Genomic DNA, 19,287 nt, shown 5'->3' on the forward strand with positions numbered 1-19,287 from the left:
GGCTCGACAATCCGCGACGCTGACGTGAGTGGCGAGTCGGCAGTGCGATCTTGGTCAGGCCTTCATCGCTTCTCGACTCGCTCGCGTTTGGGCGAGCAGCGAACACGTGAGCCTCTGACCTTCGTGCTCGAAGGGTTCAGGGTCGCCAACCGCAAGCTCGATGGCGTTGGCACCTAGAGTCGCTATTTCCGGCAGTCGGGGCAGCGGGCGTGAGGCCTGCGGGTTCTGGTCTGAACTCTCGATGGCCACGTATACCCGCAGGCACAGTGCCAGGTGACTTTTCTCCCCGATCCGACAGTGACCTCGGTGGGTGAGAGGGCGTTAGAGGCATCCCACTGCGCTGCGAGATCGGGTCGCAGGGTTGCAAGGTCAGTCTCCCCTGGGATGGGTAGCTTTCCTGCGCAGTACGGGCAGCCGCAGCCGGACGTCCGGTTTTTGACTGTCGCGGGCCACGAGTGATTGCGGTGGCAGATCCACGACACTTTCACGTGGGAGGAGACCGTGACCTGATTTGGGGAGCAGTCGTTGCTGGGATCCCACTGTGCGGCGATGTCGGGCCGCAGTGTCGCGAGGTCAGTGGCTCCCGGGATAGCGACCCGGCCGGAGCATGAGGGGCACCCCGAGCCCGCGTGTCGGTTGGCGACGGTCGCTGGCCACGTGTGATTCTCAGCGCAGCGCCACTGGGCTTCATAGGAGCTACTGACGGTCACTTCGGAGGGTGTTCGGTCGTTCGCCCCCGCTTTGTGGTCCCATTCCGAAGCCAGATGAGGGTCGAGAGTTCCTAAGTCGTTGAATCCCGCGAGGACGACGCGATTCGCGCAGACGGGGCATCCCGTCTTGTCCTTCGTGCGACCCCAGACGGGAAGCTCCCACGTGTGACTCAGCGCGCAACGCCATACTGCGGGGTAATCCGAACCCGCGGTGACCTCGCTCGGAGTCTTGGAGTTCGCGCGGTCCCATTGTTCGGCGAGTTGAGGGTGGGTGGTGGCGAGGTCGTTGAAACCGGCGAGGGTGCGTTGATTGGAGCAGTACGGGCACCCGTGTCCTGAGCAACGGTCGCCGACAGCCGCGTCCCAGCTGTGGTCGCAGGGGCCGTGCCACCAGACGACGCGGTCGGATCCGGGGGTGACTGTCTCCGGGGTGATGGAGCTGTCGTTGAGTTCGTGATCCCACTCTGCTGCGAGGCCGGGGTGAAGGGTGGCTAAATCTGTTTCACCCGGTATCGCCCGGCTACCGCTGCAATAGGGGCATCTGCTTTCTTGCGTGGTGCGGGAGCGCACCTGGGCGGGCCAGGTGTGCTCGTGAGCAGTACACCTCCAGTTGATTTTCCGGGCGGAGGTGGCGCTCACGTGATGGGGGTCCCCACGGTTGGCTCCTGGGGTGGTGTCCCATTCCGCGGCGATGTCTGGCCGCAGGGTGCCGAGGTCGGTGTGTCCCGGCCAGAAGTCCATGCCGATGCAATATTCGCAGTTGGTCTCGGCAGAGCCTCGCACGTGGGGGCTTGCTTCCCAGGAGTGCCCCTCCTCGCACAACCACCAGGCTTTGTGGGAGACGTCGACTCCGGACCAGGGGTCGCGGGTGGGCGGGTTGCGATCCCAGTCCCATTCGGAGATGGCTTTCGGGTGGCGGAGGATCCACAGCGGGTAGTTGGCGGTGGTGTCGAGGATGCGGGGGACGTCGACGGTGTCGAGGGCGGCTTCCAGGGGGCGGAATTTCGTGGGGATGGTGTGGCGGCGGAGGGGGCGGAGCCAGAGAATCACGCGTTCGACGAGGATGTCGCTGTTGGTGAGGCCCAACGTTGCGGTGATGTCGAGTCGTAGATCTGCCGCCGACTGAGTGCGCCATCGTGCGGAGTGTGCACGATTGGACAGGATCTGCAGGACGCGCACCGTCGCGCGGTACAGATGTGCGCGGCGATCGATCTCGCGTACCGCGCTCATCAAGGACGGATTCTGCCCGGTCTCTGCGTTCTGGGCGGAGAGCGTGTCGTTGTCGCGCACCATGGCCCACACTTGACCGTGCAGTTGCGTGGTGACCCGACCAGTGGCGACGAGTCGACGGAAAGAGAGTTCCGCGTTCCGAAGCGTGGGATCGAAGGGAACGATCACCTGGGTATCGGGTTCGGTTCCGGGACCGACCCACACCATCTGCCCCGGGTGTCGGAGACAGAAGTTCTCCCGATCGTGGGGAATCTGCTCGACCGTCTCCCCGGCACTGCATAGGCGGCACAGGAAGCGCTGCGGGTAGGCCCGTGTGGAGTCCGGTTGCGCTAGACCTTTCATGCGGAGGTAATGACCGGCTGGGCGCCCCGCCGTCGCCTCGACCGTCCGAGCGGCCGCTTCGTCGTCAATCCAGACGCGGTGGATGTTCGGTTGCGCTCGGCTGGTCAGTGCCCTTTCGGCGAAGTCGAACGGTACTCCTGCGGCGCGGCATTGCCGCTGCGCGTAGGAGCGTGGCGTCTCAAGATGATGCCACTTGGGTCGTTTCGCCCACGCCTGCGTGCTGATCATGCGGCGTCCACCAGGTCGTCCAGGGTGACGTTGTGTGTGTTGAGCGTGGTGCGCCGGAGAGTATCGAGAACCCCGAAGAGTCGCTCGCGGGTTACGGTCTCCGAGGTGCGCGATTCGTCGCGCAAGATGGACGCGACGAGGCGGTCCACGATCATCGCGAGAACGGCGAGTTTCCCGTCGGCGGCGTGGACTAGCGTGCCGGCGTTGCGGGTGAGAAGGCCGTGGGCGTGCCCGCATAGCGGTAGGAAGCTGTCGAAGGTGGCGACCCATTTGATCCATTGTTCGAAGTCCTCTTGGACGGCGGGGTCGATCTTGTCGAGTGTGACGAAGTCGCAGCGTGCGCTGACTTGCAGGCCGTCGCCCGTCTTGAATGCTTGGTCGAGATTGATTCCAACCAGGACGACGGTCGCACAGGACTCGTTCTGGAGGGCTTTAATGACACTGGAGGGTTCAGTCCCGCCGAGCTTGTGCGCTTCGTCGATCACGAGCAGCTTCGTGCCGTGACGGTGGAGGGCTTCGACGGCAAGCTTCCGCAGCCTGTCGGTGGCGATCTGTTTGGGGAGAACGATGGTGGGGGCGAGAAACTCCACGATCTGGGCAAGGAGAGCTTTCCCGGTCGAGTGTTCGGTCATCTCCACCCAGACGACCGGTGCGTCTCCGTCTCTGAGGTAGTCGGGGTGTTGGGCTGCGTGTCTTCGTTCTACGGATCGAGCCAACAGGAGAGCGAGCTCTGTCTTGCCGGAGAACATCGGCGCGGATATCATCAGCCCGCGCCGCGAGTTCTTCAGCCGAGGGTTGATCCGGATGAGGTCCTCCAGAATGCGAGCGCAGACCGTTTGCTCGCGTGTCTTCACCCTCAGCGTCAGTCGGAGAAAGTCTTCGCGAGCTTGGTCGTATAGCTCTCGTGCTTCACTGTCCAGATCTGTGTACTGACGGAAGGTGATCTTCGGCGGGGATGCGGGCTCGGCGTCGAATGCTTCTCGAAGCCCTGCAAGGCTGGTCTTGCGGTCATGGTGGAGGACGAGTGGGGTGATCTTCATGAATCAAGCTCCTCTGCTTGGGCGAGATGTATGTCGGGGGATGTCCAATCGATGGTGCTGATGTCGATGGGTTTGGCCCATTGCCGTAGTGGGATCGGTGTCGTTGTCGCGGGGCCTGGTTCACGTTGCGCTTCGACCTTGAGGCGCTGTTGCTCTCGCTTGTGCTGGGTGCGTTTCCGTTTGTCTCCTCGTTCGCGACTTTCGACGCGGTCGATCCACTCGCGGCGGCGGTCTGGATCGTCGACTGCGGCGTCGGGGTATCGCGCAAGGAGTTTCATGTCGATCTCGGCGACCATCGGTGCTGTCTTCTCCCGTAGAGCGATGTCCCAGCACTCGATCCACACACCGGTTTCTGGGTGACGCACCCAGACGGCATTGGCGTTGTAAGGGTCGAAGCTCACTGGGAATTTCCTGGCTTTCGCTGATCCCGGTTCAGCGCCCGTGAGGGAGCGATTGCGGAGATCTTCCAGGTGGGGTGAGTCATAGCGGCGATTGTGGAGTTCGATCCCTGCGCGACCGATCATGCGCCGTTCCGTGGGCAAGAGCGCGAGGTACTCCTCAACTCCGAAGGGCACGGGGACGCCGGGTCCTACAGCGAACAGTTCGGTGTACATCTGATTCGGGGTGAAGATGCGCCCCGGGGAGCTCGTCGACTTCAAGCCACGGTGGGGCCTGTTCAGGTAGATGTTCGTTATCCAGCTGTCGAGGATGAGGCGAAGCGAATCCAGGGTGAGGGTGGGGTCGTCTTTGGCGGCCCGATGGGCGACGGAGTTCCCCACGAAACCGGCCAGCCATGCGGCGAAGTCTGTCGAGAGGGTGCCGAAGTTGCGTTCAACGTGTGGTTTTACCGTCGGCGTTCTGGAGGGGGCAAGTTCCCTGTGGATTCCGTACGCACTGCAGGCATCTCTGAACGTGCGGGACCGAAAATCTGCTCCACCATCGATAGTGATCGATCGCGGGAAGATCCATGGGACGGCCAGAGAATCGTCGGTGAGGAAGGGGTTCACCTGCTTCATCAGGTCGGACGGCAACGTGGCTGACCCTGCGAGGGTGGCTGCTCCTGAACCAGGTACGGCTTTGCGACCGATGACAGCCCGGGCGAGCAGGAGCGCATGGTCGAATCCGCCGGGGCTGTCCGCGTGAATCGCCCAAGCGAGCGGTACCCGGCTTGCGACATCGAGAAGCACGGTGAGTGTCGGCCGGAACTCGCTGTTCTCATCCCAGACGAGAACGTCGAGTTTCGTTGAATCGATCTCGCATCGCTCCCCAAGTTGATAGGCAGCCCCGGAGTAGTACTGACGCTTGGGGCTGTTGTCGGTGTTTCGCCGGGTGGTCGCTTTGTCGAAGCTGTAACGGCCGGCAGCCCGCTCGTTGATGTAGCCCTGGAGGGTGCGAGCCTTGATCTCACATAAAGGATCGCCGGGGTAGGTGGTCTCGAGCGCTCGCCTCACCAAGACAGCGCACCGGCGTTTGCTGCTCGTCGACTTGTCCGTCTGACGATCGAGGAATCGATCGATGATCGTCACCAGCCGTGGATCTGCCCGGCTGATGGCGAGTCGCTGCTCGCCCTTGCGATGCATGCGGGCATTCAGTCCGGCTGCACCGCCTTGCTGGTACGTCTTCCACAGGAGGTGAAAGGTGCTGCGCGCTCGCCCAAGTGAAGTGCCTTTTAGCTCGAGCAGCTTCGCGTCAACACGTGCGTTCTGAGTTGTCAGTGCAGGGTCATATTGTGCCCGAGGAGCGGAGGCCAACGGATCCATCGGCTTGCCAGTGAACGCCTCAAGGAGATGGGCTTCCATATCGCATACGTCGGTCGGCCATGCATCCCCGTCCGGCCGAAGAGATACGATGCGATCCCGTTGGGCTGTTCCGGCCTGGAGCAGGAACTCGTCTACGGACATGATCAGGTGTCGATCGGGTGCGCTCTCAGATCGGAGCTTCACCTCTAGGCCAGGGATGATGTGGACCCAGACCCAGCTCTCGCCGTCAATGTCGAAAGTGTCTCCGAGCTTCAGCTTCTTCTCGTCAGACACCGATCGCGTCCGTTCTCTCCCGATGGGCGGTAGTCAGTAGCGTGTTGCTGTTGAAGACCGCCGACAGATCGAGCTCGAGCAGCCTGCGCCAGGCGAGGTTGTCAATCCAAGCGCAAGCAAGAGGTGGGCAATCTGGTGATGCCAGCTCGCATAACTCCCGGCGAGTCTTGCCGAGAGTTGCCGCCTCGAGGATCCGGTCCTTGACGGCAGCAGGCGGCCTGCAGCGGTCATGACGCGACGCCGACAACCATTCGACCACGCGGGTCGCATGAAGGCTGTGGCCGGAAAGCACCTGATATTGCCAGCCGAGCGTTGCCGACACTCGCGCCGTCTCATCGAACTGCAGTTGCGCATACTCGTCGATGAGTTCCTCTGGCCTCACGTCCCGAACGGCATAAGAGCCGTCCGACATCTGCAACAGGAAATCCGGCACATGCCAATGACCGGCCATCGGCGAGCGGACGCCGAACACCACGCCAAACGGCTGCGACCACACCCTTTCGGCCTGTCCGCCATAATCGAGCCACATCAACTCGTCGCGCTCGAACTGAGACTCACACCACACGTGGCTGCGGGTGCGACTCCAGAAGTACTCAGATCCTGTGAAGAAGTGGCTGGCGCCCTTCGATACTCGAACCTTCATGGGGTCGATGACAGACCAATCCAAACGGCCGAGACTTCGGTCGACCGGTGCGAACGAGGTGTTGTTCGCATAGCCAGTCTCCGAACGATGATCACGCGGCACCCAGTGCAGCTCCGACTCTTTCGAGAACCGTCGACGAGCGATCATCCGTGCGATCTCAGCTGGCTTCATCATCACTCCCGGAGGGAGGCGGAGTGCCGGTAGGCACATCTTCGTCGCCTGCGCCCAGGATCAGCCCGGTCGGCTTCGACGGGCTTCCGACACACCGGCGCGGACCGGATATCGTTCGATCTGATCTCGAGTGGCCCGACGTGAAGCGAGAACCGCATCGTTGGTCGCCCGATGTCACTCGGGACTCCACCGGCTTCCGTCGCAAGGTCTAGGCAACGCAAGGCCAGACTTGAACGAACGAGGGGAAAGCTCCCCCACTAGCCTTCGGGTGAACAGTACTCGCCGCCGGCTTCCGGTGAACATTGCCGGCTCCGGCGCTGCGGCAGACATTGAGATGCCGGTCGGCGTTGCCGTCCCGGGCGCTCACGCCTTGGCGTCCGCGGAGACCGTTGCGGACCCCGACCTCGTGAGACTGACCATCCCGCTCCCCCAGTGCAGGACCCGTCCCGCACGAGATGCTCGACGGGAACCTCGTCATCGACAAGGTGAACTACTGACCGCCACCGACGGGGTTCTGGAGGCCCTCGACTTACACAACGAGGGCCTGCACGTGTGCACGTGCAGGCCCTCAGGTTCGATTAGACGCGCTGGCTGATCGTGCCGCCCGGGTTGCGGTTGGCGGTCGATTCGGTGACGAACCGGCCCGACGACGCGGAGCGGTGCACCGTGGTCGAGTTGCTCGTGCCGGAACCGACACGTTCGGTGGTGGTCTTTCCGGGCCAGCGGGCCGCAGCGGCCTTGGAGACGAAACGACCGGTGGATGCAGAGCGACGAACGGTTCCCATGGGAACTCCTTCACTGATTGGTGCCGGGGTGCCATGAGATGGAGCGCCGCTAGTCTGCGGCTGCCAACTCCGGTACAGTCAGTGCTCTGGATGAGACCTGACCTTCTCAGGGCTTGTGAGCCGTCCCGTTACCGCGGGGCGGCTCTTTTCCGTTGTGATCCCGACATCTCGGTATATGTCCGCCGCTGGTCACTTCCCCTCGCGGCCTCTCAACTGCTTCGATTGAGTCTTGCCCGTCATCGATCGCGAGACGAGCGACTGCGCTTTGTTGGCGGAAACGGTTCGGCGTGCCGCCTTCGCGTTCTGGGTCCCGAAGGACGAGCGCTCGATCTTGCCTCGAAATTCACTGCTCATGCGGACTCCCGGTTCTGTCGTACTTGCTGACGTGCGCGCGCGATCGCCGACTCCACCGCTTTCGCGGTCATGCCAAGCTTCTCGCCGATCTCCGCGTGCGTGAAGCCATGCGTCACGTTCAGATAAAAGGCTGAGCGGACACGCTCGTCCTTGATGCTCCCGAATGCACGACGCAGCTCGTCCTTGATGTGCGCCGCCTCGCTCGCGTCGGGAGCAGCCGACGTCGACGGACCCTCCTCGAAGTCGTCGGCCCAGGCCGCCGCGGGCGGCGGAGCCTGCGGCTCCGCATATGAACGCAGCTCTTCTCGACGCCAACGCTTGTAGACGTTGCTGAACTGCAGAAGGCACTGGCCCACGAAGAACGTGCGCAGGGAAGCTCCCTTGGCGGGGTCCCACTTGCCCGGGACGAGCACCTTGTCTCGGAACGCGGTGAGGGCGAGCACGATCGTCTCATCCGCCAGGCTCTCGGCCTCTTCGATCATCGAGCCCGGGCGGGGCTCAGGCTCCAGTGCGCCGAAGCCTTTTCGCTTCACCTCGCCACGAATCTGCCCTTTGTAGATCCACCCGCGGATGACAGCCCACCCGTACTTCGCGATCTCATTCGCGAACAGATCGTAGTTCCGGCCACGGTATCCGCTGGCCTGGAGTGCGGTCGCGAGTTCGCGGTCTCCAGCGAGCCGGTCGAAACGTTCCTCGGCGCGATCGCGGTCTGCCTCGGCCAGCCAGGCCTGATCCGTTGCCCACGCGATGAGAGTAGGAACGCGATCGGGGGACGAATGCCCTTCGGGCTCGTCGTTACCGGTCATAGCGTTCCCTCACGATCCTGGTCAGCTCATAGTCACCACGATCCCTCATATGTCCGACATTGCAGACTTCCCCTCGCCTCTCGCAAGAAAATGTTGAGCAACCTCACGGTTCGGTGCCGCCCGCCGTACACGATCGTTTGCGGCGTGGTTTCGCATTCGGTTCTACTGGTGGTGCCGCAAGCGAGGCCTCGGACCCATCTCCGCTTTCCAAAATCTCCCGCTGAAGACGCGAGTGAGCACAGCAGGAGGGAGCGTGCAGCAGACGACCCGCCGAAAACGATCGTTTCCGGCGAGTTCGCGTCGCCCGTCATCGTGCGCCCGCCGTTAACGTTCGCCGGTATCTGCTTTCGGCAGACGTTTCCGGCGTTCAGGTAGCGGGTCTCGCTCGTCGTCCGCCGATGCGAGTTGGCGAGGATGGTTTCGTTCCGCGCGGAGTTGCTGCTCGATCTTGGCGTGTGCTTTTCGTTCGTTGCGGTCGGCTCTGATGATGGACCGCAGGACGAACCAGAATGCTGCGACGACGGCGATCGTGGGGATGACGGACCAAAAGGCGTTGGTCCAGTAGTCATTGAGATTCATCCGCGCCTCCCGGGGGTTCACGCAGCACGAGCGCCAGTCCGACGATCGCGAGGATGAACGCTGTTTCGTAGCTTCCGAGCGTGTATGCCCAGAGTGACCGTTGGTCTGGAACGGTTGTGTCGATGAGGAGATGAGTTGCGATCAGTGCGACGGCGGCCAGGAGAAGGAAGGCCCCGATACGTACGAGGCGATCGTGACGCCGCTGTGGGGACATGTGGCTGGTGCGCGTGGGAACGTGTGCTCGTGGACGGTGCCGAGCTGGGTGCAGGTGGCGGGTCATCTGAATATGGCTCCGATGAGGTAGAAGCTCGCAAGGGCGAGAAGCAGGGCGAGGACTGTGGCGCACGCGATGAAGACGGATATGCGTCGGAAGGGATTGCGGCGGGGGACCATGGGTGGCCGTTCTGGTGGTGGCGTTCTCTACCGGGCGGGGGCGAGGATGGTTGTGTCGTCGGCTGTGATCTGGACGATGCCGCGGTCGTCGACAACGATGAAGCGTTCGTCATCGATCGCGGTGAAGGCCTGAGCGGCCCCTTGAAGCGCGTCGAGGCGTTGCCATGTTCCTTCGGTGTTCTGTGACCAGAGGGCGCCATCGGTTCCGACTCCTGCGAGCGAGCCATTGGGTTTGGCGTCGAGTGTGTAGAGCAGCGGGGCGTCGGCGACGGGGGTGAAGGTGGCGCCGTTGTCGGTGCTGAGGAGCAGTCCTTCTTCCGCGGCGGCGTAGAGACCGTCGCCGGTGGCGGCGAGGTCTGCCGCGGCAAGTGTTGCGCCGCGGGTCCATTCGAGACCGTCGTCAGTGCTGATGAGCAGATCGACGCCATCGGAGGCGATCCCGTAGAGAGTGCCGTCTGGTCCGGCGGTGAGGACATGGAAGTCCGTACTGCCAGTGAGGGCGATCGGTGACCACGATTCGCCGAAGTCGTCACTACGAATGACACCTAGGTTCGGGGAGCCGAGCTCTGCGGGTGTCTGTGTGCCCGGGTGACCGGATGCGAAGAGGGCGTCGTCGAGGACGGTGAAGCCCATCGCGTCGAAGTCGTGGCCTCCGATGGGGCCGGTGATCGCACCCTCGGGCGTGAGGGTGAAGAGTCCTCCGTGGGTGGCTATGAAGAGGTCCTCACCGCGGGGGTCAGCGGCAACACCGTGAATGTGTTGGATAACGGGGGGGGACCGCGTTGGTGCCGGAGGCCTGCGGCACGGCGCAGCCGGTGAGGGCGACGGCTGCGAGAGCGATCGCGAAAGCGGGTAGGGGCGAGTGGCGGTTCATGAGACTCCGACGTGAAGAAATGCATGCAGGTGCGCGAGCGGTACGCGAATGAGAGTCGCGACATGGCACCAGCGCGGTGGCGTGGGTTACTGCGAGAAGGCCAGTTCGGGGGTGCGGGCGAGCGCCGCACCCCCGAAGGTAGATCAGAGTGTGTCGAGGAGGTCTTTCATCGTGGCGATCTCCGTGGTCTGCGCCTCGATGATCGTCTCGGCCAGAGCGATCGCGTCGCTGTTCTGGCCGTTGTCGACCTCTTCTTGGGCCATCTCGACGGCACCCTCGTGGTGCTGAATCATCTGCTCGAGGAACAGGCGGCTGGCGTCCGCACCGGTGGCGTCCTCGAGAGCCTGCATGTCCTCTTCGGACATCATGCCGCCGCCGTGATCCATTCCCTCCATGTCGGAAGTGTCAGCGCCCCACTCTTCGAGCCACTGGTCCATCTTCTGGATTTCGGGCTCCTGCGCGGCCTTGATCTCTTCCGCAAGGGCGACGACACGTTCGTCGACGCCCTCCTTGCTGAGAAGCATGTCGGACATGTCGATGGCCTGGGCGTGGTGCTCCTTCATCATGCTGGCGAACATGATGTCGGCGTCATTGGCGTCCGCGGAGGCCGGGGCGGAGCTGCTGCTTTCGTGGTTCATACCGGGCATGTCGCCGCCGCCCGAGGTGTTACCGGCGCAGCCGGCGAGTCCAAGCACTGCGGCGAGGGTGAGTGCGGCGGTCGCCGCAAAACGGGTCTTCATGATGGGTTCTCCAAAAGTCGATGAGGGTGCCCAGCGAGAGAGGCTGGGCAAGGGCGTTACCCGCAGAAGGCGGGCGCGCCTGCCATCACGTGCGACTGATGCAGAGAACGGTGAGAGACGGAGGCCGCAGCGGATGCAGCGCATCCCGGAGGTGTAGGCGGGACACGGGCGTTCCCAGGGAGTGCGCGACGGCTCGCCACCAGGCGGACGGCCGGGCGAGCAGCACGACGACAATGAGGAGCGCGAGAACGCAGGCCATCCACGCCATGCCGTGATCGTCAGAACACGTGGCGCACCCCGCCTCGACCACCGCTGCGGCGTCGCCTGAGGCGTGCGCGGGGTGAGCGTCGGCATGCGCGGGTGCGACGGCGATGGTCTCACTGTGCCCGGAGGGCATGGTGTGCGTGTTCATCGAGTGCATCGCCAGAAGCCCGAAGATCACGGAAAAGGCGACGGCGACGACGGTCAGGAGGGTGCGGGTGAGGGTGCGCTGGTCTTGCACGCGCCGTGCGATCGTCATCAACACTGTCCCACCTCCCTTTCTTCCAGGGTACGTCGCCGCCGCCCCTGACGCCTACTTGTCGACGACGGCGTCCGGGCTGAGGTTCAGCCGTCGCAGCAACTGCGCATTCAGCGCGACAACGATCGTGGACAGTGACATCAGCACCGCACCGACGGACATCGGCAACACGAATCCGACGGGGGCGAGCACACCGGCCGCGAGGGGGACGGAGAGCAGGTTGTACCCGGCGGCCCACCAGAGGTTCTGTTTCATCTTCCGGTAACTCGCCCGCGACAGCTCAATCACGGAGATCACCGATCGAGGGTCGTCGCTGGCGAGGATGACACCCGCTGAGGCAATCGCGACGTCCGTTCCGGCACCGATCGCAATCCCCACGTCCGCCTGGGCGAGGGCGGGGGCGTCGTTCACGCCGTCACCGACCATCGCGACCTTGCGGCCTTCGTGTTGCAGTTCTTTCACCTTGGAGGCCTTGTCCTCCGGACGGACCCCGGCGAAGTACCGGTCGATACCCAGCTCGCCGGCGACGGACGCGGCGACCGCATCGGCGTCACCGGTGATCATCACCACCTGCACGCCCCGTTCGTGGAGCGCATCGACCGCGTGACGCGACTCGGACCGGATCTCATCCGCCAGGCGCAGCGCGCCCGTCACCTGACCGTCAACGAGCACGTGGAGGATGATCGCACCCTCACCGCGCCACTCGTCGGCAACCGGCAGCTCAACGGCGTGTTCTTGCTCGAGCATGTACGGGCCGCCGACCTGCACGACGTGTCCGTCGACACGGGCACGCACCCCCACGGCGGGGGAGGATTCAAAATCGGTCGATCGCGGAACGGTGAGGTTCTTCTCTTTCGCTGCGTTGACGATCGCACGGGCGAGGGGGTGCTCGGAGTCCGCTTCCGCGGCCGCCGCCCACGCGAGCAGCTGATCGGCGTCGGCCCCTGTGACGGGATCGATCGCGGTCACGGCGGGGGTGCCCTTGGTGAGCGTGCCGGTCTTGTCGAACAGGATCGTGTCGACGGTGCGCATGCTCTCCAGGGCGAGACGATCCTTGATCAGCACACCTCCACGGGCGGCGCGTTCGGTCGCTATCGACACGACCAGTGGGATCGCGAGACCCAGCGCGTGCGGGCAGGCGATGACCAGCACGGTGATGGTGCGGATCACGGCTGCCTCGGGCTGGCCGACGAGAGTCCACACAATCGCGGTGATCGCGGCAGCGCCGAGCGCGAACCAGAACAGCCACCCCGCTGCCTTATCCGCGAGTCGTTGCGCCCGCGACGATGAACTCTGCGCCTCCGTGACCAGTTTCTGGATGCCCGCGAGTGCGGTGTCTTCACCAATGGCGGTGATCTCTACCCGCACCCCGGAATCGGTGGCTACGGTTCCAGCGATTACCGGGTCACCATCGCTGCGGCGCACCGGCCGAGACTCTCCGGTGATCATCGACTCGTCCATGCTGGCCGAACCCTGCACGATCCGCCCATCCGCGGGGACCCGCCCGCCCGGACGCACCACCACCACGTCTCCGACCTGCAGATCAGCCGGTGCGACGGTGACAGTGGTGTCTCCGTCGACCTTCTCCGCCTCGTCGGGCAGCAATGCGGCGAGGGAATCCAACGCCGACGTCGTCTGGGCGAGGGAACGCATCTCGATCCAGTGGCCGAGCAGCATGATCACGATCAGCAGCGCCAGCTCCCACCAGAAATCCAGCTCGTGGTGCAGCAGCCCGATGCTCGCCCCCCAGGAGGCGAGGAACGCCACGGTGATCGCGAGGGCGATCAGCAGCATCATCCCCGGTTTGCGGGCACGAAGTTCACCGACCGCACCGGTCAGGAACGGGGCACCGCCCCACACGTACATCACCGTTCCGAGAGCCGGTGACACCCACGCGACCCACGCCGCGTCCGGCAGCGGGTACCCCAGGATCATCGAGAACATCGTCGAGAATCCGACCACCGGCACGGCGAGGAGCAGCATGATCCAGAACAGGCGCCGGAACTGCCCCACATGATCCCCGTGGCCGCCATGCCCGCCGTGACCGGCGTGATCTTCGTGGCCGCCGTGCCCGGTGTCTTCGTGCGGTGCAGCGTGATCGTGGCTCATCGCCCCATGGTCGTGCTCCGTCGTTGCCGCCGCCGTGTGGTTGCGGTGCGCGGTGTGATCGGTGTGTTCGTCGTGCTGGCTCATCGGAGACTCCTTGCTCAGGTGCGCCCGGGGTAAGCCGGACGCCGAAAGATGCAACTCAGGGCTGGCTGGTCGCGAGAGCGTAGCCGGCCTCCTCCACCGCAGCCTTCACAGCGGCGGGGTCAACCGGGGCGGTGCTGCGGATGGTCACCCGGGAGGTGCCACCCGCGTTGAGATCCACGGTGACGGACTCGACACCGTCGACAGCGCCCAGCTCCTCACTGACGCTCGATGCGCAATGCGAGCATGTCATCCCGTCGACGAGCACCTCCGATGTGACCGCAGAATCGTCGTGGACGGCTGTCTCTGTGTTCGATGGGGCAGCGCAGCATGCGCAACCAGCGTTCGCATCCGTCAGTCTCAGCTCGATGCGATCAGTCATGGTGTTCTCCTTTACTAAACAGACGTGTGGTCATGAACGAACCAGGCGGGCGATGGCTTCGTTGGCCTCACGAACCTTCTCCGCTGCGAAGTCGCCACCCTCAGCACTTGCCTGAGCGACGCAGTGACTCAGATGATCGCTCAGCAACGACAACGCCACCGTCTCCAGGGCCTTCGTCGCCGCAGAGACCTGCGTAAGGATGTCGATGCAGTACTTGTCCTCATCAACCATCCGGGAGATCCCCCGCACCTGGCCTTCGACGCGATTCAACCGCTTGCGCAGGTCGTCCTTGCTTCCGTCGTACCCGTTCATGCCTCGAGCATACCCCCTGGGGGTATGTAACTCAATGTTTTCGCTTCTATTCCCGCTAGGCGAACGTGGTCGCCGACTCTGTTCAGCTCACAGGCTGATCTGCGCAGCGCGGCGGCTTATCAATACCGGGTTACCAGACCCCAGCGGGGTATTCAAGGGCCTCAGTGCGCGGGCGATGCGAGCGTACTTTCGTGGCTCACGAAAGGAGTTCTCTCATGACCGTCACCGAAGAAATGCTCAGCACGTATCCGAAAGATCTGGGCGGAATTGATCAGAAGAAGCTCGTCGACTGCATCGACGCGTGTCTCGCGTGCGCGCAAGCCTGCACCGCATGTGCCGACGCTTGCCTCAGCGAGGACATGGTTGCTGACCTAATCAAGTGCATTCGCGCGAACCAGGACTGTGCAGACCTTTGCATAACCACCGCCCGGATCCTCTCCCGTCGCACCGGGCACGACGCCAGCGTCACCCGTGCCGCGCTCGAAGCTTGCCGAGCGGCGTGCCTGAGCTGTGCTAACGAATGTGAACAGCACACCATGCACGAACACTGCACGATCTGCGCTGAGGCATGCCGACGCTGCGAACAGGCGTGCGTTGCACTGCTGGAGTCGCTATGACAAGCCAGCACGCCGACAACGGTTCACGCCCGCCGGCCGGCCACTCCCAGGGGAAGAATCAGGGCGGGATGTCGAGCTACCTTAAGCTCGCCGTCTCGCTATCGCTCAGCTTCGTTGTGATGTACTTCCTCACGTTTGCGATGATCAACGTCCTGGACGATCTCTTCCTCAACATCAGCAACCTCTACATGGCACTGATGATGGTCTTCCCCATGGGCATCATCATGGTCATCGTCATGTGGAAGATGTTCCCGAACAAGGCCGCGAACATCAGCTTGCTCGTAGGTTTCGCCGCGCTTTTCCTTGTCGCCTTCTTCATGGGACGCTCGGAAGCGTTCGTCGGTAACGACCAGTTCCTCCGTTCCATGATCCCGCATCACTCTCGAGCGATTCTGGTGTGTGAGCAATCAGACATCAGCGACCCGGAGATCCAAGATCTCTGTGAGCAGATCATCTCGTCACAGCAGGAAGAGATCGACCAGATGAATGAGATTCTCGACCGTCTCGACGATTAGTGGGGCGTCGGCACCACCCTTGCGACGAGTGGACCGGCTACCGCGCTCATGACGAGCGGACCGGATCACCGCCGTCGACAGGGTCCGGGTCGACCAGGCAACCTTACGCCTCAGCCTTACGCGAGAGCTGCCGAAAACGATCGTTTGCGGCGCGGTGAGTGAAGGCACACCAGATCGAATGCCAGAAACGTGCGCCGTAAGCGGGTTTCGGTAGGCGTATTCGGTGGGGTGTGAGCCGGATGTACTTACACCCAGGCCCCAGAGATGTCGCCTGGGGTGAAGCCGTTCCAATAGGTCATCAATCACTGTATAGTTCAGTGTGTGCTGACTATTTCCTCACGCCTCGATGTCATGAACCGGCTCGGCCGGGCCATGGCCGATCCCACGCGTTCCCGAATCCTAATGTCTCTGCTCGGTGGACCGAGCTACCCGGCTGTGCTCTCTCGTGAGCTGGAGCTGACGCGTTCGAACGTGTCGAACCATCTCACCTGCCTGCGTGACTGCGGGATTGTCGTTGCCGAGCCGGAGGGTCGCCAGACTCGTTACGAGATCGCCGACCCGCATCTTACGGCTGCGCTCGTCGCGCTCGTGGACGTGACGCTGGCGGTCGATGAGCACGCGCCGTGCGTGGACTCTGCGTGCACGGTGGCTGGCTGCTGTGGGACGGGGGCGGACGCGTGAGCGCGGCGTGTGGCTGCGAGCACGAGCCTGCCCAGCCTGCCACTGCGGCGGAGGATGAGACCGAAGAGGTTGTGCGGCCCTGGTGGAGGGACCGTGGGATTATGGTGCCGGTCTTCTCCGGTGTCGCATTCCTGGCCGGTCTGATCCTTGAATGGTCCGGCCTCGAGATCCCGGCGCTGGTGTTGTTCTGGGCCGGTCTGCTCCTCGGTGCGTCGACGTTCACGCCCGGCGCGATCCGGAAACTGTTCAAGGGCAAGCTCGGTATCGGGCTGCTGATGACGATCAGCGCGATCGGCGCGGTCATCCTCGGCTACGTGGAGGAGGCTGCGGCTCTGGCGTTCTTGTACTCGATTGCTGAGGCGCTCGAGGACAAGGCGATGGACCGTGCCCGGGGCGGGCTGAGGGCGCTGCTGAAGCTCGTGCCGGAGACAGCGACCGTGCTGCAGAACGGCGTCTCTGCGCAGGTGCCCGCGAGAGAGCTGACGGTCGGCCAGGTCATGGTGGTCCGTCCCGGCGAGCGGATCGCAACCGACGGGATCGTCCGTTCTGGCCGCTCCAGCCTGGACACCTCGGCGATCACCGGGGAGTCGATCCCCGTCGAGGTCGAGCCCGGCGATGCGGTGTCGGCCGGTGCGATCAACAGCGCCGGCGCGCTGGAGGTCGAAACGACCGCTGCGGGCACCGACAACTCGCTCACCACGATCGTGGAGCTGGTCGAGAAGGCGCAGACCGAGAAGGGCGAGCGTGCACGTCTCGCGGACAGGATCGCCCGCCCGCTCGTACCCGGCGTTCTGATCCTCGCAGCGCTCGTCGCGATCATCGGGTCGCTGCTGGGCGATCCAGAGGTGTGGATCACCCGCGCGCTTGTCGTGCTGGTCGCCGCTTCTCCGTGTGCGCTGGCGATCTCGGTGCCGCTGACGGTCGTCGCCGCGATCGGCGCAGCAAGCAAGTTCGGCGTGATCATCAAGTCCGGCGCCGTCTTCGAGCGCTTCGGCACGGTCCGCCACGTCGCGGTCGACAAGACCGGCACACTCACCCGCAACGAACCGGCAGTCACCGCCGTCCTCACCGCGAACGGCGTGACCGAGACACAGGCGCTGGCCTGGGCGGCCGCACTGGAGCAGCACAGCACGCATCCCCTTGCCTCTGCGATCACCGCAGCGGCCCCGGGCACACCGGCAGCTGCAGATGTGACCGAGCAGGCCGGGCACGGCATCGACGGCACTGTCGGCGGATCGAGAATCACCGTCGGCAGTCCTCGCTGGCTGGACGCGGGCGACCTCGGGAAGCAGGTCGCGGAGTTGGAGGAGCAGGGCATGACCGTCGTGATCGTCCACCGCGATGGAACCCCCGTCGCCGCGATCGGCGTCCGCGACGAACTGCGCCCTGAAGTCCCCGAGGTAGTCCGGACGCTCACCAACCAAGGCGTCGGCGTGACGATGCTCACCGGAGACAACGCCCGCACCGCTCGTGCACTGGCCGCGCAGGCCGGGATCAGCAACGTGCGCGCGGAACTGCGTCCCGAGGATAAGGCAACCGCGATCGGCGAGCTGTCAAAGGCGGGGCCGGTCGCGATGATCGGCGACGGAATCAACGACGCACCGGCCCTCGCTGGCGCAGACATCGGTATCGCGATGGGCGCCACCGGCTCCGACGCGGCAATCGAATCCGCCGACGTGGCCTTCACCGGCCATGATCTGCGCCTCATCCCGCGAGCGTTCGATCACGCCCGCCGCGGTCGACGGATCATCAACCAGAACATCATCCTGTCGCTGCTGATCATCACTGCACTGCTCCCGCTCGCGCTCTTCGGCGTCCTGGGGCTCGCGGCCGTCGTCCTGGTCCACGAGGTCGCGGAGGTCATCGTGATCCTCAACGGTCTGCGCGCCGCACGCACCCGCACGCCACGACTGGAAAGCTGATGCTCGCAACTATCGGTTCAGCGATCGGCCTGTTCGCGGCAACCAACATCGACGACATTGTCGTGCTCACCGTGCTGTTCCTGGCTTCCAGTCGAGGGAAGCCCCGGCCGTGGCAGATCGTCGCGGGCCAGTATCTCGGGTTCATCACCCTCGTCGTGATCAGCGTGATCGCCGCTCTCGGTCTCACCATCGTTCCGGACGAATGGGTCGGTTTCCTGGGTCTGATCCCGCTCGGCATCGGCATCTGGACGCTCATTCGCGGCCTGCGCCGTAACAGCGATGACGATGATGACGACTCCAAGATCACCGCGGTCGGACTATGGGGCGTCGCAGGGATCACGATCGCCAACGGGGCCGACAACATCTCCCTCTACACGCCGATCTTCCGCACCAGCGCCCCCAGCGACGTCGCGATCATGATCGTCGTATTCCTGATCCTCGTCGCGGTCTGGTGCGCGGCCGGCCGGCTGATCGGCACCAACAAGGCTGTTACCGAGGGGCTGGAGCGCGTCGAGCACTGGCTCGTACCGGCCGTGTTCATCGGCCTGGGCCTGTTCATCCTGATCGAATCTGGGGTCATCGTCCGTCTGATCGAGGTGCTCGCATGACCTCCTCCCAGTCAGAGGCTCATCCGCCCGCTGCGCGCAAGCTGTCGTCGACCCGGCGGCGGCAGCTCACTGGTGGAGCGCTCTTGATCGCCGTGGTCGTCGTGCTGATCGATCAGGGAACCAAGGTGTGGGCCGAAGCGACCCTCACCGACCGTGAGCGCATCCCGCTGATCGGTGACCTGCTGGGTTTGCAGCTCGCCTATAACCCCGGAGCGGCATTCTCCTTCGGGGAAGGCTTCACCTGGGTGTTCGCGCTGCTCGCTGTCGCCGCCACGGTCACAGCGATCGTGTTCGCGTTCCGAGTGCAACGCGTGAGATGGGCGATCGTCATCGGCGCGCTCGGCGGCGCTTCCGCCTCACACGCAGGCGACCGCCTTTTCCGGGACCCCGGATTCGCCCGTGGTCACGTCGTGGACTTCCTCGCCTACGGAAACTGGTTCATCGGCAACATCGCCGACATCGTAATCTTCGCCGCAGCGATCACCGGAGCAGTTTTCATGATCCGCGCCGGGGATGAGAGCACCGAGTGAGATCCGTTGTGCGGTGGTGGGACACCCATCAACTCGCCCTCTACATCGGCGCGATCGCCGTGGGCAGCCGTTGAGTGAGTTC

20 protein-coding genes are annotated in these 19,287 nt (G+C 64.1%); 6 read left to right on the top strand and 14 right to left on the bottom strand.

Going from position 1 to position 19,287, the window contains the following annotated elements; translation table 11 throughout:
- Window positions 1-182 precede the first annotated feature (182 nt).
- The 14 genes from C6C15_RS16965 to C6C15_RS01465 all read right to left on the bottom strand — a co-directional run bounded on the left by C6C15_RS16965 (window position 183) and on the right by C6C15_RS01465 (window position 14,332).
- Complete coding sequence (locus C6C15_RS16965; RefSeq protein ID WP_158698502.1) at window positions 183-2,510, bottom strand: zinc-ribbon domain-containing protein; 2,328 nt, start codon at window positions 2,508-2,510, stop codon at window positions 183-185.
- The gene (locus C6C15_RS01405; protein ID WP_067121516.1) at window positions 2,507-3,550 is read right to left on the bottom strand and encodes a TniB family NTP-binding protein; all 1,044 of its coding nucleotides are present in this window, start codon (window positions 3,548-3,550) and stop codon (window positions 2,507-2,509) included. The genes C6C15_RS16965 and C6C15_RS01405 overlap by 4 nt, the downstream gene beginning before the upstream one ends.
- Entirely contained in the window at window positions 3,547-5,583 is a 2,037-nt protein-coding gene (locus tag C6C15_RS01410; RefSeq protein WP_096713911.1) for a Mu transposase C-terminal domain-containing protein, read from the bottom strand. The genes C6C15_RS01405 and C6C15_RS01410 overlap by 4 nt, the downstream gene beginning before the upstream one ends.
- A complete protein-coding gene (locus tag C6C15_RS01415; RefSeq protein WP_061016260.1) occupies window positions 5,576-6,400 on the bottom strand; it encodes a TnsA-like heteromeric transposase endonuclease subunit in 825 nt (274 codons plus the stop codon). The genes C6C15_RS01410 and C6C15_RS01415 overlap by 8 nt, the downstream gene beginning before the upstream one ends.
- Window positions 6,401-6,975: 575 nt before the next feature.
- On the bottom strand, window positions 6,976-7,182 hold the full coding sequence (locus tag C6C15_RS01420) for a hypothetical protein (protein ID WP_017201940.1): 207 nt from the start codon (window positions 7,180-7,182) through the stop codon (window positions 6,976-6,978).
- 189 nt (window positions 7,183-7,371) lie between these two features.
- Window positions 7,372-7,536 carry a hypothetical protein gene (locus C6C15_RS16970; protein ID WP_157547053.1) on the bottom strand — a complete coding sequence of 55 codons (165 nt, stop codon included), beginning with the start codon at window positions 7,534-7,536 and terminating at the stop codon, window positions 7,372-7,374.
- A complete protein-coding gene (locus C6C15_RS01425) occupies window positions 7,533-8,342 on the bottom strand; it encodes an RNA polymerase sigma factor (RefSeq protein WP_061016258.1) in 810 nt (269 codons plus the stop codon). The genes C6C15_RS16970 and C6C15_RS01425 overlap by 4 nt, the downstream gene beginning before the upstream one ends.
- A gap of 324 nt (window positions 8,343-8,666) precedes the next feature.
- Window positions 8,667-8,921 carry a hypothetical protein gene (locus C6C15_RS01430; protein ID WP_081859903.1) on the bottom strand — a complete coding sequence of 85 codons (255 nt, stop codon included), beginning with the start codon at window positions 8,919-8,921 and terminating at the stop codon, window positions 8,667-8,669.
- Between the two features lie 420 nt (window positions 8,922-9,341).
- Window positions 9,342-10,079, bottom strand: coding sequence for a F510_1955 family glycosylhydrolase (locus C6C15_RS01435; protein WP_363541620.1), 738 nt, complete (start codon window positions 10,077-10,079; stop codon window positions 9,342-9,344).
- 252 nt (window positions 10,080-10,331) lie between these two features.
- Complete coding sequence (locus C6C15_RS01440) at window positions 10,332-10,928, bottom strand: DUF305 domain-containing protein (RefSeq protein WP_067120987.1); 597 nt, start codon at window positions 10,926-10,928, stop codon at window positions 10,332-10,334.
- Window positions 10,929-11,013: 85 nt separating this feature from the next.
- Window positions 11,014-11,448 carry a DUF6153 family protein gene (locus C6C15_RS01445; RefSeq protein ID WP_067121011.1) on the bottom strand — a complete coding sequence of 145 codons (435 nt, stop codon included), beginning with the start codon at window positions 11,446-11,448 and terminating at the stop codon, window positions 11,014-11,016.
- Between the two features lie 54 nt (window positions 11,449-11,502).
- Window positions 11,503-13,641: a heavy metal translocating P-type ATPase gene (locus C6C15_RS01450; RefSeq protein WP_426622463.1), complete on the bottom strand. Its 2,139-nt coding sequence runs from the start codon at window positions 13,639-13,641 to the stop codon at window positions 11,503-11,505.
- A gap of 55 nt (window positions 13,642-13,696) precedes the next feature.
- Window positions 13,697-14,020 (bottom strand): heavy-metal-associated domain-containing protein, encoded by a 324-nt coding sequence (locus C6C15_RS01460; RefSeq protein ID WP_067120989.1) that lies wholly within the window; start codon window positions 14,018-14,020, stop codon window positions 13,697-13,699.
- 30 nt (window positions 14,021-14,050) lie between these two features.
- On the bottom strand, window positions 14,051-14,332 hold the full coding sequence (locus C6C15_RS01465; protein ID WP_053095982.1) for a metal-sensitive transcriptional regulator: 282 nt from the start codon (window positions 14,330-14,332) through the stop codon (window positions 14,051-14,053).
- 215 nt (window positions 14,333-14,547) lie between these two features.
- Between C6C15_RS01465 and C6C15_RS01470 the strand changes: the two genes are divergently transcribed.
- The 6 genes from C6C15_RS01470 to C6C15_RS01495 all read left to right on the top strand — a co-directional run bounded on the left by C6C15_RS01470 (window position 14,548) and on the right by C6C15_RS01495 (window position 19,205).
- On the top strand, window positions 14,548-14,949 hold the full coding sequence (locus C6C15_RS01470) for a hypothetical protein (RefSeq protein WP_058631433.1): 402 nt from the start codon (window positions 14,548-14,550) through the stop codon (window positions 14,947-14,949).
- Window positions 14,946-15,464: a DUF305 domain-containing protein gene (locus C6C15_RS01475; protein ID WP_200838872.1), complete on the top strand. Its 519-nt coding sequence runs from the start codon at window positions 14,946-14,948 to the stop codon at window positions 15,462-15,464. Before C6C15_RS01470 ends, C6C15_RS01475 begins: the two co-directional genes overlap by 4 nt.
- A 321-nt stretch (window positions 15,465-15,785) precedes the next feature.
- Complete coding sequence (gene cmtR / locus C6C15_RS01480) at window positions 15,786-16,145, top strand: Cd(II)/Pb(II)-sensing metalloregulatory transcriptional regulator CmtR (protein WP_036275916.1); 360 nt, start codon at window positions 15,786-15,788, stop codon at window positions 16,143-16,145.
- On the top strand, window positions 16,142-18,067 hold the full coding sequence (locus C6C15_RS01485) for a heavy metal translocating P-type ATPase (protein ID WP_197491836.1): 1,926 nt from the start codon (window positions 16,142-16,144) through the stop codon (window positions 18,065-18,067). Before cmtR ends, C6C15_RS01485 begins: the two co-directional genes overlap by 4 nt.
- On the top strand, window positions 18,067-18,675 hold the full coding sequence (locus C6C15_RS01490) for a cadmium resistance transporter (protein ID WP_036275918.1): 609 nt from the start codon (window positions 18,067-18,069) through the stop codon (window positions 18,673-18,675). Before C6C15_RS01485 ends, C6C15_RS01490 begins: the two co-directional genes overlap by 1 nt.
- On the top strand, window positions 18,672-19,205 hold the full coding sequence (locus C6C15_RS01495; RefSeq protein ID WP_029264099.1) for a signal peptidase II: 534 nt from the start codon (window positions 18,672-18,674) through the stop codon (window positions 19,203-19,205). The genes C6C15_RS01490 and C6C15_RS01495 overlap by 4 nt, the downstream gene beginning before the upstream one ends.
- The last annotated feature ends 82 nt before the right edge of the window (window positions 19,206-19,287 follow it).

The sequence above is a fragment of the Microbacterium sp. str. 'China' genome (assembly GCF_002993305.1).
Lineage (GTDB): Bacteria > Actinomycetota > Actinomycetes > Actinomycetales > Microbacteriaceae > Microbacterium > Microbacterium paraoxydans.